At 59.0% G+C, this 12012-nt stretch carries 11 protein-coding genes; 6 read left to right on the forward strand and 5 right to left on the reverse strand.

The genetic code is table 11. The features are described 5' to 3' along the window. Positions 1-3 precede the first annotated feature (3 nt). Both argB and G3M63_RS03670 read left to right on the forward strand, forming a co-directional pair. Complete coding sequence (gene argB, locus G3M63_RS03665) at positions 4-909, forward strand: acetylglutamate kinase (RefSeq protein WP_150299787.1); 906 nt, start codon at positions 4-6, stop codon at positions 907-909. Continuing rightward, positions 909-1355, forward strand: a complete 447-nt coding sequence (locus G3M63_RS03670) for a thioesterase family protein (protein ID WP_150299788.1) — start codon at positions 909-911, stop codon at positions 1353-1355. Before argB ends, G3M63_RS03670 begins: the two co-directional genes overlap by 1 nt. Positions 1356-1384: 29 nt before the next feature. Here the strand turns inward: G3M63_RS03670 and G3M63_RS03675 are convergent, their stop codons facing one another. Both G3M63_RS03675 and pyrE read right to left on the reverse strand, forming a co-directional pair. Continuing rightward, complete coding sequence (locus G3M63_RS03675; protein ID WP_150299789.1) at positions 1385-1984, reverse strand: DUF4124 domain-containing protein; 600 nt, start codon at positions 1982-1984, stop codon at positions 1385-1387. A gap of 32 nt (positions 1985-2016) precedes the next feature. Beyond that, positions 2017-2673, reverse strand: a complete 657-nt coding sequence (gene pyrE / locus G3M63_RS03680; protein WP_150299790.1) for an orotate phosphoribosyltransferase — start codon at positions 2671-2673, stop codon at positions 2017-2019. Positions 2674-2743: 70 nt separating this feature from the next. Between pyrE and G3M63_RS03685 the strand changes: the two genes are divergently transcribed. Further along, the gene (locus G3M63_RS03685; protein ID WP_150299791.1) at positions 2744-3523 is read left to right on the forward strand and encodes an exodeoxyribonuclease III; all 780 of its coding nucleotides are present in this window, start codon (positions 2744-2746) and stop codon (positions 3521-3523) included. A gap of 63 nt (positions 3524-3586) precedes the next feature. Here G3M63_RS03685 and G3M63_RS03690 read toward each other — a convergent pair whose 3' ends face one another. Beyond that, complete coding sequence (locus tag G3M63_RS03690) at positions 3587-3958, reverse strand: DUF4870 domain-containing protein (protein WP_371923570.1); 372 nt, start codon at positions 3956-3958, stop codon at positions 3587-3589. 260 nt (positions 3959-4218) lie between these two features. After that, positions 4219-4938: a ribonuclease PH gene (gene rph / locus G3M63_RS03695; RefSeq protein WP_150299793.1), complete on the reverse strand. Its 720-nt coding sequence runs from the start codon at positions 4936-4938 to the stop codon at positions 4219-4221. Positions 4939-5081: 143 nt separating this feature from the next. On the opposite strand from rph, the gene G3M63_RS03700 reads away from it, so the two are divergent. The 3 genes from G3M63_RS03700 to G3M63_RS03710 all read left to right on the forward strand — a co-directional run bounded on the left by G3M63_RS03700 (position 5082) and on the right by G3M63_RS03710 (position 10660). After that, a complete protein-coding gene (locus tag G3M63_RS03700) occupies positions 5082-5948 on the forward strand; it encodes a YicC/YloC family endoribonuclease (RefSeq protein WP_150299794.1) in 867 nt (288 codons plus the stop codon). A 450-nt stretch (positions 5949-6398) separates the two neighbouring features. Then, the gene (locus G3M63_RS03705; protein ID WP_163981902.1) at positions 6399-7487 is read left to right on the forward strand and encodes an efflux RND transporter periplasmic adaptor subunit; all 1089 of its coding nucleotides are present in this window, start codon (positions 6399-6401) and stop codon (positions 7485-7487) included. Next, positions 7487-10660 carry an efflux RND transporter permease subunit gene (locus G3M63_RS03710; protein WP_163981903.1) on the forward strand — a complete coding sequence of 1058 codons (3174 nt, stop codon included), beginning with the start codon at positions 7487-7489 and terminating at the stop codon, positions 10658-10660. The genes G3M63_RS03705 and G3M63_RS03710 overlap by 1 nt, the downstream gene beginning before the upstream one ends. A gap of 18 nt (positions 10661-10678) precedes the next feature. Here G3M63_RS03710 and G3M63_RS03715 read toward each other — a convergent pair whose 3' ends face one another. Next, entirely contained in the window at positions 10679-11968 is a 1290-nt protein-coding gene (locus G3M63_RS03715) for a DUF2254 domain-containing protein (RefSeq protein ID WP_178100934.1), read from the reverse strand. Positions 11969-12012 lie beyond the last annotated feature (44 nt).

Consider the following 12012-nt stretch of genomic DNA (forward strand, 5'->3'; position numbering starts at 1 on the left):
AACATGTTGAGTCGTGACGCTGCCGCCCAGGTTTCCCGCGTATTGACCGAAGCCCTGCCTTATATCCAGCGCTTCACCGGCAAAACGATTGTTATCAAGTACGGCGGAAACGCCATGGAAAGCGAGGAGCTGAAAAACAGCTTCGCCCGTGACATCGTGCTGATGAAGACCGTTGGAATCAATCCGGTCGTTGTGCACGGGGGCGGGCCGCAGATAGCTGATCTACTGGCCCGGTTGAACATCCAGAGCGAATTCATCGAAGGCATGCGGGTTACCGACAGCCAGACGATGGACGTGGTGGAAATGGTCCTTGGCGGCCAGGTGAATAAAGACATCGTCAATCTGATCAACCGCCACGGCGGCGCTGCGATCGGCCTGACCGGCAAAGACGCGGGACTGATCCGCGCACGCAAGCTGAAGGTGTCGCGGCGTACACCGGGCATGGACAAGCCCGAGATCATCGATATCGGGCAGGTTGGCGAAGTCGTCGAGGTCAATACCCGACTGATCAACCGCCTGGTCTCAGATGACTACATCCCGGTGATCGCGCCCATTGGGGTCGGCGATGATGGCGCCTCGTACAACATCAACGCTGATCTGGTGGCGGGCAAGGTGGCCGAGGCGCTCAAGGCCGAGAAGCTTCTGCTGCTGACCAACATCGCTGGCCTGATGGACAAGCAAGGCAAGGTGCTCACCGGATTGACCACCGCACAGGTCGATGCATTGATCGAGGACGGCACAATCTACGGCGGCATGTTGCCGAAAATCCGTTGCGCCCTTGATGCGGTACAGGGCGGTGCCGGCAGCGCAATCATCGTTGATGGCCGGGTCCCTAACGCAGTGCTGCTGGAGATCTTCACCAATACCGGCGTCGGCACCCTGATCACCAATCAGACGCAACTGTTGTGATGCAGCGGGACGATTTTCGCCTGAGCACCCGATTGCGCGTGCGCTGGGCTGAGGCTGACATGCAGGGCATCGTGTTCAACGGTCATTATCTGACCTACGCCGATATTGGCACCACGGAGTACTTCCGCGCCCTCAAGCAAACGACCGAGGGCGCAAGCAGCGCGCAGGGCAATGAGTTCTTTGCCGTACGCACCCTGCTTGAGTATAAGGCTCCCGCGTACTATGACGACGTGCTGGATGTGCATGTGCGGATCGCCCGGCTGGGCAATTCAAGCATGCAATTCGAGATCGGGATCTATCGGGACGAGGAGCTGCTGACCACGGGTGAGCTGGTCTACGTGCATGCCGATCAGCAGAGTCGACGCCCCAAGCCTGTTCCCGCTGCGTTCAGGGAAGCGGTCCACGCGTTTGAGAAAACCCCACCGCAGGACGCGTCGGCCAACTAGCGTGATCGCCGGGATTCAGTTCCTGGCGTTCAACCTTGCGTCAGTTGTGACAGGCGCTCACGCTGGACAGCGAAACCGCGATCAACGTCCTTGATCTCTTCGCGCTTCGAGTCAATCAGGCGCAGCAGACGGCCCGACTCCTCGTCTAGTTCTGCCAATTGCTCAAGGAGCCGTGGCTCCACCTGCCGGCCCGCTCGCTCCTGGCTCGCCGCCCTGCGCTGGAGCTCTTCACGCTGTGCCTGCAAAGCCTGCAATTCACTCTCGGCGGTGGCAATCTGGTTGTCAATCTGAGCGATCTGACGAGCATGCGCGCGGTCCAGATCGTTCACATCACTGTACAGGCGCAGCAGGGTGGAATCAGCGATGCGCTGACGCTCCTGCTCGGTACGGGCGCGGCGCATCGCTTCAAGCTCTGTCTGGGTGGGTGAGGCAGGTATGATTTCCCGAACGCGCCCCTGAGCATCCAGCACTTCATAACCGTTGGTGATGTGCTCAGGCGGCACCCGACTGTCGAGCACCGTTACGCCGCGGTCATCAATGTATCGATACAGCTCTGCGTGCCCGCTGGCCGGCATCATGGCTACCGCACCCAGTCCTACCCACCTGCCTACCCGCCGTGTCCATCGCATCGCCGATACCCCATCCCTGAGCCCGGTCCGGCTCAAATTTCCTGTTGAATACCGTACTTCGCCCGATATGCCTCAACCGCTGGCAGGTGGTGACGAAGCGCTTCGTCTTCTTGCAGAAAACCGAGTACCTGGGTCAGCGATACTATGCTGACCACCGGAACGCCGAAATCCCGCTCCACTTCCTGGATAGCAGACAGCTCACCCTGCCCCCGTTCTTCGCGATCCAATGCAATCATCACGGCTGCCGGTGTGGCACCGGCTTCCTTGATGATCTGCATCACTTCCCTGATCGCCGTACCGGCAGTGATAACGTCGTCAATGATCAATACCCGGCCCCGGAGCGGCGCGCCCACCAGGCTCCCGCCTTCACCGTGATCCTTGGCTTCTTTTCGATTGAAACAGTATGGCAGATTGCGATCAAAACTTTCCGCCAATGAAACGGCTGTTACCGCAGCCAGCGGAATGCCTTTATAGGCCGGCCCGAAGATGATGTCGACATCTTCCAGATCGCTATGCACAAACGCCTGCGCATAATAGCGTCCAAGCCTGGCCAGTGCGGAGCCATCATCGAACAACCCTGCATTAAAGAAATACGGACTTTTACGGCCGGATTTGAGGGTAAAATCTCCAAAGCGCAGCACGTCTCTATCCAGCGCGAAGCGAATGAACTCTCGTTGATATTCGTGCATCTCACCCTCGTCTTAACAAAAATCCTGCAAGCTCAGTTATCATACACGCACGAATTTGACGGAGCCATGTATGCGAATTATCAGTCTGAATGTCAACGGCGTCGAGGCCGCAGCGGCCAGGGGCCTGTTCGACTGGCTGCGCACACAGGACGCAGATGTTATATGTCTTCAGGATATTCGCGTAACTGCCCCTGAGCTGGAACAGGACCCCTACTGGCTGGAAGGTTACTGGCAGTACTGCTTCGAAGCAGAAGTGCCGAGCCAGGGCGGCGTCGCCATTTATACCAAGACCGCACCCAAGGCGATCATCATGGGCCTGGGGTTTGAACTGGCGGACCGCTATGGCCGCTTCATTCAGGCTGATTTCGACAAGGTCAGCATTGCCTCTCTGCTGTTGCCATCCGGGCGCAACGGAGACGCTGACCTGAACCAGAAATTCAAGTTCATGAATGACTTCACCGGATATCTGAACAAGCAGCGGCGCAAGCGACGCGAGTTCATCTATTGCGGCTCGCTGCATACCGCGCATTTGAAGCTGGACGTAAAGAACTGGCGCGACTGCCAGGAGCAGCCTGGATTCATGGCGCCCGAGCGTGCCTGGATGGACGAGATATTCGGCAATCTGGGGTATGTCGATGCGCTGCGTGAAGTGACCCGTGAGTCCGAGTTATACAGCTGGTGGCCGAACAGCGAACAGGCTCAGGATCTGAACCTCGGCCTGCGCTTCGATTATCAGATTCTCACGCCCGGCCTGCGCCGCTTCGTGAAGAACGCCCAGATCCCGCGCAAGGTGCGCTTCTCTGAGCATGCTCCTGTCATCATCGAATATGACTGGACCCTGTCGATCTGACGCGATCCGCTGCCCACATTGATAGAAGCTTCAAGCCGCGACCGGCGACTTGAAGCTCACCAACTACTTGATAACCCGCCAGCAGAAGGGATAGCGATAAGCCTGGCCTTCATTTGCCTTGATCGCAGCAATGATCATCAAAACAACCGCAGCAATGATCACCACCCAGATCAACAGGAAGCCAATTACCACGACCATCAACAACATGCACAGCAGACCGGCCAGCGCGACGGTAATCTGGAAGTTCAGCGCTTCCTTGGCCTGGTCGTCAATGAACGGGGCCTGATCCTTTTTCAGCTGCCATACCAGCAGCGGCCCAACCAGACTGCCAAAAGGGATGATGCAGCCAAGGAAGCCTGAAAGGTGGGCAATCAAAGCCCACTTGCGCGCTTCAGGCCCGGGTGTTGTTTCGAGGGGATGTTGCGGATCTTCGATCATGTGGCGACGCTCCTGTCCGTTTTTTTGATAATGCCGGCCACTGGAGACAGTCCCTGTCGGGCGGGCTACTGGCGTAGCGCCACCGGAATTGCGAACACATCGTCTGTGCCTGGCCTGGCAGCGCCAGCATAGCATCGAGCTTGAACGGACTGAACGGGTGTCATACCCACAGCGACGTGGATCCCATAATGGAACATCCGATCCCTGACGCCTCGACAGAAGGTGCCAGGGCTGAGACGACGGCTCGTTACAATCGATCAGTCCTGCAATGCAGCCAACTGCAGGCTGAACAGCTCATCAACACCCTTTTTAGCCAGCGCCAGCATGGCGTTGAGATCTTCCGGGCTGAACGGCGCGGCTTCGGCCGTACCCTGCACTTCAATAAATCCGCCCTTGTCGGTCATCACCACGTTCAGGTCGGTATCGGCCGAGGAGTCTTCCAGGTAATCGAGGTCCAGAACCGGCTCGCCCTTGTATATCCCCACCGAGATGGCAGCGATCATCTGGACTGTTGGCATTTTCTTGATGGCACCGCGTTGCTTCATCACTCGCAATGCGTCGACCAGCGCCACGCAGGCACCGGTGATCGAGGCTGTCCGGGTGCCGCCATCGGCCTGGATAACATCGCAATCGAAGTAGATGGTGTTTTCGCCCAGGCTGTGCAGATCGACCGCCGCGCGCAGCGAACGACCGATCAGCCGCTGGATTTCCAGCGTACGACCGCCCTGCTTGCCCTTGCTCGCTTCACGTTGCATCCGCTCGCCGGTCGCACGCGGCAACATGCCGTACTCTGCGGTAATCCAACCCTGTCCCGAGCCGCGCAGGAATCGCGGCACACCGGATTCAACACTGGCCGTACAGATCACCTTGGTGTCGCCGAACTCGACCAGTACCGAGCCCTCGGCGTGCTTGGTGTATTGGCGGGTCAGGGTTACCTGACGCATCTGATCGGCTTCGCGGCCGCTGGGTCGTTTCATGATTCGAATCCTTGTACAGCATTAAATGTGCGATGGATTATACGGACCGCGAGGTTGGCATGACAGCGCCGGTACTCCCGCTGCGGACCAGGGGTTACAATCGAGTCGACTGCAATGCAACTCAACGGACGAAGAGGCCAACGATGGTTTACAGCATGACTGCTTTCTCGCGCTGCGAGCTCAACAGCAAACAGGGAAATCTGTCCTGGGAAATGCGTTCGGTAAATCATCGCTACCTGGAAATCAGTCTGCGGCTGCCCGAGTCGCTGCGTGAACTGGAAGGCCCGCTGCGCGAACAGCTGCGCAAAACCCTGGCCCGTGGCAAGGTCGAATGCACACTGCGTTTTCACCCTGTTGCAGATGACAGCCGCGGACTGACGCTCAACCAGCCGCTGGTTGAGCAGCTGATCGAAGCGACACGCCAGATCAGCAACAAGCTGGACAACCCTGCCCCGGTCAACCCGCTGGAAGTACTGGCCTGGCCTGGCGTAATGGAAAGCGCCGAGCATGATCAGCCGACACTGTTGAAGCAGGCCCGCGACCTGTTCGACCAGGCGCTGGCCGAGCTGCGCGCACAACGGGCGCGGGAAGGCGCAGAGCTGAAAATCATGCTTGAAGCACGCCTGACCGCGATCATCGACCGGGTTGCGATATTGCGCGGAATGATGCCCGAGATGCTCGCCGCCCACCGCCAGAAGCTGGTTGAACGCTTCGCCGAAGCCAGCCTGGATCTGGACAATACCCGCGTTGAGCAGGAACTCGTGTTGTTAGCGCAGAAAATCGACGTTGCCGAGGAGCTCGACCGCCTGGACACCCATGTAAACGAAACCCGCCGCGTACTCTCGGGCAATGCTGCCATGGGTCGCCGGCTGGACTTTCTGATGCAGGAATTCAACCGCGAAGCCAACACCCTCGGCTCCAAGGCCATCGACAGCCGCAGCACCCAGGCCGCGGTGGATCTGAAGGTGTACATCGAGCAGATGCGCGAGCAGGTGCAGAATATTGAATGATGCTGAGGCATCGTTATCAATTTATTCAGCTGATCTGAACCACCGACAGCAACTGCTGGCAATCGGTCACCCGATCACAGGGTCGCATTACATCTGCTACCGGGTAGAGCGAGCAGCCCTTTTGGCATATCAGTCAAAACGCAGTTTGCGATGAGCTTCTGGCTAGCGACCCCTCTCATTGATATATGAGCCGAATATGACTTGTTCGGCTCAACGACCTGTCAGCTTGTCGTGCTCACCGCTCATGCACAAAGCCCATCGATATCGGTCTGACCTGAGCCGGTTGAGATCCGTTTCCGGGAGTCTCGCTCCCCGGAGCGTAGAGCGGCCGAGCACCTGCGGCCCGATTATTTGGCGAAGAAGATCTCGCGTATTATCGAGGCGGGTATTCCCCTAGTATTCGTTTTATACAGATTTTGAACAGATTGAGTACCCGCCAGGGGAGAGTGGATGTTGAGTCAGTTATCGGTAGCGGGGCGTCTTTTCCTGGCGCTTCTCTTGTCCAGCGCGTGCTTCAGCGCGCTGGCACAGAACCGTCCGGAGGTTCGGGTGGCGAAGGTCAGCACGACGGACATCGTCGCCGAGGTGCCGCTCAATGGCACCGTAAACCCCATGCGATCTTCAGGCCTGTCCACCTCAGTCGCCGGCTTGCTCGATCAGGTTTCCGTAGAGCCAGGTACCCGTGTCGCCGCCGGGGACCTGCTGATGCGGCTCGACGACGAACAGGCCGCTCTGCAGCTGGAGCAGGCCGCGGCCGCAGCAGAAGAAAGCCGGGTCGCCCTGATCGAGGCGCGCCGCCGCATGACGGAGGCCCAGTCGGTGGGCGCGGGCCGGAACATTGCCGCCACTGAGATCAGTGCCCGGGAAAGCGTCGCCGCTTCGGCAGCAGCGACCCTGAAACGGCTTGAAGCAGAAAGCCGCTCACGCCAGGTGAGCCTTCAACGACACCGGATCGAGGCGCCTTTTGACGGCGTGGTCAGTCAACGTCTCCGCGATCTCGGGGAATGGGTGACGCCCGGCGATGAACTGCTGCGTCTGGTGGATATCAAGAATCTGCGGCTGGATTTCCAGGTCCCCCAGGCGCATTACGCCCGCATTAATGAACGCACCCGTCTGCAGATAGAGCATCAGGGCGAGAGCCTGAAGGCAACAATCGAAACCCTGGTGCCCGTGACCGATTCGGTTGCTCGCACCTTTCTTCTACGCGCCAGGGCTCCGACAGCAGTGAAGCTTTTGCCAGGAATGGCGGTACAGGCGACTCTGCGCCTGTCTACCGGAAAACAGGGGCTGACCGTGCCCAGGGATGCCGTCAACCGTTACCCGGAAGGCCGGGTTACTGTCTGGCTGGCAGAGCCGCATGAGGAGTCTGGCGTATTCACCGTGACGGAGAAACGTGTTGAGCTGGGCACCGCGTTCGAGGGCCAGATCGAGGTCACGCATGGATTGCAGGGCGGCGAGCGAGTCGTTACCCACGGCAACGAGTCTCTGAGTGAAGGCATCCAGGTGAGCCTTGCCAGCGGCAGGGGCGAAAGCAACTGATGTTTGCCGGAATCATCAGACACGGCACACTGGTTGCTGTCATCGCATTGATAATGGCGATTCTGGGCGCCGCTGCGGCGCTTCGAATTCCCGTCCAGATGATTCCCGACGTCGAGGTGCGCACGGTTACCGTCGAGACGAGCTGGGCCGGAGCGACGCCTCAGGATATTGAAAAGGAAATTCTGATCGAGCAGGAACGCTTCCTGCGTAACGTGCCGAATCTGAGCCGCATGACCGCCACCGCCTCCAGCGGCTCATCAGAGATCGAGTTGGAGTTCCCCTTCGGCGTAGACATTACCGAGACGCTGATCCAGATCAACAATGCGCTGAGCCAGGTGTCCAGCTATCCCAATAACGTCGACGAACCGCGCATTGTCGCTGCGTCCTTCTCTGCCAATGCCTTCATGTATTTTCGCGTATCCACCCTGGAGGGTAATCCCCGGGAGCTGGATATCGAATTGATGCGCGACTTTATTGAAGATCGGGTGCGCCCACGCATGGAAAGTGTGTCCGGGGTGTCCGAGGTCACTGTCGGTGGCGGCGCGGACCGGCAGATTCAGATAACCGTCGCGGAAGCTGCGCTGGCTCAACGCGGCTTGGGCCTGACGGATGTGCGACAGGCGATTGCTGCGCGCAACCGGGATACCTCGGGAGGCGAGATCGATGCCGGCAAGCGCCGGTATCTGCTGCGAACTGTGGGTCGCTTTGATGATGTGAAAGCGCTGGAAGATCTGGTGATTGCCCGTCGGGGCGACAGCGTGATTCGCCTGGGTGATGTCGCCGAGGTAAGTCAGGGCCGCTCCCGCATCCGCGAGCTGTCCATTATCAATGGTCAGCGGGGCATTGGCTTACAGGTGCGGCGTGAGAGCGGCTCCAATGTCATCGATATCAAGCGCGCCATGCTGGACGCGGTGGAGACCATCAACCGAGAGGTGCTGGAACCGGCCGGAATGCAGCTGGAGCTGACCTCGGATGATGCCCGTTACGTCGAGGCGTCAGTGGCAAATGTGTGGACCAACCTGGGCATCGGCGCGATCTTCGCCACGCTGGTGATGTACATGTTTCTACGCTCCGCGCCAGCGACCTTTGCCGGTGTGATCGGCATACCCTTGTGTGCGATAGCAGCCTTCATTGGCTTGTTGCTGGCGGGCCGTACGGTAAATGTGATCTCCCTGGCAGGCATTGCCTTCGCCATCGGGATGACCGTGGACAACAGCATCGTAGTGCTCGAAAACATCGAGCGGCACCGGCGTCTTGGCCTGGATCGCCTGCAATCCGCAATTACCGGCGTGACGGAGGTGTGGCCTGCGGTGCTGGCATCCACCGCCACGACTGTTCTGGTTTTCCTGCCCATCCTGTTTATCGAAGAAGAAGCAGGTCAGCTCTATTCCGATGTTGCGATCGCCATTTCAGCCGCGATCGTGGCTTCAATGCTGGTAGCGGTAACCGTGATTCCCACGTTATGTGCCCGGCTCGACTTTGGGCGTGCGACGGTCGCTACCGACCAATACGGCAACGAAACCGGCAGTCGCTGGACCAAAACCATCATGTCCGGTGTGAGCTGGTTGGTTGCCAGCTCTGTGCGTCGTCTAACGGTGATTGCAATAACCGTCGCCGCGAGCATATGGATCATTCTGATGCTGACCCCGCCAGCAGAATATTTGCCAGAGGGAGAAGAGCCCAAGACGTTCGCAGCCATGACCGCCCCGCCTGGCTATAACCTCGATGAAATGCAGAGCATCGCTCAGCAGGTCGAAGACTATTTCCTGCCCCATGTGAACGCGGACGGAGACGCCTATGCAGCGGGTGAAACGAAGGTGCCCCCATTGGCCTATCTGAACATGCAGGTGACGACCGCGCAGGTACGGGTGATTGCCGAAACACTCGATCCCCGCCATATCACAGCGCTCATGGACGAACTCACCCGGTTTTACCGACAGTTCCCCGGCATGCGTGCGTTTGCCACCAAGGGATCGATTATCTCCAGTAACGACGGCGGCACTCGAAGCATCAATCTGGACATTTCCGGCGGAGAACTGGGACCGGTGTATCAGGCGGCGAACGCAGCCTACCAGCGTGCGGGTGAAATCTTTGACAACCCCAGAATCCAGAGCCAGCCGTCGACATTGAGGCTGGCCCAGCCACTCATCCAGATCCGCCCCCACTGGGATCGTGCGGCAGAACTCGGTCTCGATGCTGACGCAATTGGCTTCACGGTCGCCGCTGCGACGGAGGGCGCCTATGTGGACGATTTTTTTCTGGATGACGAGAAAATCGACATCTATCTCTACGGTAATCAAGGCCGTGATCCCCAGCTGGACCAGCTGGCCGACGTGCAAATTTATACCGCAAGCGGTCAGGCCCTGCCCCTGGCAAGCCTGGCTGATATCGAGGAAACCGTCGACACCAGCACAGTCAGGCGAGTGGATGGCCGACGCACCGTAACGCTGAACATCATTCCGCCAGCGAACGTTCCTCTCGAAGCAGGGGTGGAACGGGTCAGAACAGAGTTGCTGGAAGCCATGCGAACCAGCGGCGAGCTGCCCGCTTCGGTAAATGTCGATATCTCCGGTGCCAGCGACCAGCTTAACGCCACGCGAGACGCATTGACTGGCAACTTCCTGATCGCCATTGTCATCGTCTACCTGATGCTGGTGGCTATCTTTGCCCACTGGGGCTTCCCACTGCTGATCCTGACTGCCATACCCCTGGGTGTTGCCGGCGGCATCGTCGGCCTTGCCCTGATGAACCTTGTCGGAGGGCTTCTACCCTTGGCAGGGCTTGAGCCGCTGAGGCAACCCTTCGACATGATTACCATGCTCGGATTCCTGATATTGATGGGCACAGTGGTCAACAACCCGATCCTGGTAGTGGATCAGGCCCGGCAGAACCTGCAGCAACCTGGCGTGTCCGTGGTGGATGCTGTCGTGGCCGCGGTGCAGACGCGCCTGCGACCCATTGCCATGACCACGCTCACCACCCTGTGCGGCCTTTCCCCACTGGTATTTTTGCCGGGTGAAGGCACAGAGCTTTATCGGGGCGTTGGGGCCATCGTGCTGTTCGGGTTGTTCGGTGCGGCGGTAGTAACGGTCACTTTTCTGCCGGCACTGACCATCCTTGTACTGGAGTGGCGAGGTCGTCTGTCAAAACGAAAAATAGCCCGCGCGACCTGACGTCAGAAGGCATCCCTGTCAGCGTCGCGAGCCAGCCTGCCCCGCGCTCGCCATCTTGACCACCTGGTCCGAGAGCTTACGCAAGCGCTCCTTGTCCTCCTCCATATTCATCGCCAGCTCGGCGCGCTTGAGCGCCAGGACTGAATATTTTGCAGCACTCGCGGCGAATAGCCCGCCACGGTCGGCGAGCGCTCTCAGCGATTTTTGCAGGCGCACCTGTACTTCGATCAGCGCTGCCCCGTCACGCGCTATCGGTGTGAATATGTCGTCGAACAGATCATCCAACTGCATCGGCGGTACGTGTACCCGCGCGTGTGCCATCGTCCCCATGGGTCCGATTTCCGGGTCGTCGTTCCAGTGCGAGAACAGCCGTACCACGCGCCCAAGCACGTCTATCGCGGTGCCTGGATCGTTGATCCCGGGTGAGAGGGCTCGCGAGGCGATCTCCGCCATCACCACCAGACCAAACCGCGGGTCCTGATCGAAGGATCGTTCAGAGCCGATGGTGAAGGCTTCGCAAATACTGTCGGGCAATTCACCCGCCTGGCAGTCTACCCAGACCATCGGCTCAAGCGGATTAACGAATGAGCCAGTGGTGCTCACCAGATACACATGAGCGTGATTCTCCTGTGCCCATGTAGAGAGCTCCCCGATATCAATATGACCTATATAACCCGTCGAGCCCGGATAAACCGGCAGCGCGGATTGCGGGATCTCGTTTACCGGGTCGTAAAGTGCCTGAGCACCAATGGCCGGGTTATCAATCCGCGTGGTCAGCGCCTTGCGGACTACCGCTTCGACCCGGGCGGTGGTATCCCCCATGCGGCCAAAATGCGTGAGATGTTCGATCCACCGCAGCATGGTCGCAGCGATGATAATGATGACCAGCAGGGTGAAGGCAAACAGGATCATCCTGCCACGCTCACCGTAGATCTCGGTATGCAGCGCGATAATGCCGACCAGGCTGAACAGGAATGAGCCCAGGAAGGTGCCCAACACATTGTGCGTCGTGGTGTCCTGCATCAGCAGGCGGGTCGCGCGTGGCGTAATGTTGGATGTTGCCGTGCCGTAGGCGGATACCATCACGGTGAGGGAGAAGGTGGTGACCGCGAGCATGCTGGAGGCCAGGATGTTGAGGATATCGCTTATCGCTTCGGCGGCAATGTCGATCGGCGCCTCACCTGGCCAGAACTGGTCCGCAGCGGTGGCGAGCAACGCAGAGCCAATGCCCAGCAGCGCGAACAACGAAGCCCGAACCCACAGCATGCGGCCAATCTGACTCAGTATCCATTGCCACTTCGATATCATTCGTTCTCTCCGCCAGAATCTGGTCGACACGCTGCAGGTATTCC

The organism is Pseudomonas sp. OIL-1, from assembly GCF_010669185.1.
Lineage (GTDB): Bacteria > Pseudomonadota > Gammaproteobacteria > Pseudomonadales > Pseudomonadaceae > Halopseudomonas > Halopseudomonas profundi.

What these genes read in the sequence shown, in the direction of transcription:
- argB (WP_150299787.1), top strand. Translation starts at nt 4, where the DNA reads ATGTTGAGTCGTGACGCTGCCGCCCAGGTTTCCCGCGTATTGACCGAA.
- G3M63_RS03670 (WP_150299788.1), top strand. Translation starts at nt 909, where the DNA reads ATGCAGCGGGACGATTTTCGCCTGAGCACCCGATTGCGCGTGCGCTGG.
- G3M63_RS03675 (WP_150299789.1), bottom strand. Translation starts at nt 1,984, where the DNA reads ATGCGATGGACACGGCGGGTAGGCAGGTGGGTAGGACTGGGTGCGGTA.
- pyrE (WP_150299790.1), bottom strand. Translation starts at nt 2,673, where the DNA reads ATGCACGAATATCAACGAGAGTTCATTCGCTTCGCGCTGGATAGAGAC.
- G3M63_RS03685 (WP_150299791.1), top strand. Translation starts at nt 2,744, where the DNA reads ATGCGAATTATCAGTCTGAATGTCAACGGCGTCGAGGCCGCAGCGGCC.
- rph (WP_150299793.1), bottom strand. Translation starts at nt 4,938, where the DNA reads ATGAAACGACCCAGCGGCCGCGAAGCCGATCAGATGCGTCAGGTAACC.
- G3M63_RS03700 (WP_150299794.1), top strand. Translation starts at nt 5,082, where the DNA reads ATGGTTTACAGCATGACTGCTTTCTCGCGCTGCGAGCTCAACAGCAAA.
- G3M63_RS03705 (WP_163981902.1), top strand. Translation starts at nt 6,399, where the DNA reads ATGTTGAGTCAGTTATCGGTAGCGGGGCGTCTTTTCCTGGCGCTTCTC.
- G3M63_RS03710 (WP_163981903.1), top strand. Translation starts at nt 7,487, where the DNA reads ATGTTTGCCGGAATCATCAGACACGGCACACTGGTTGCTGTCATCGCA.
- G3M63_RS03715 (WP_178100934.1), bottom strand. Translation starts at nt 11,968, where the DNA reads ATGATATCGAAGTGGCAATGGATACTGAGTCAGATTGGCCGCATGCTG.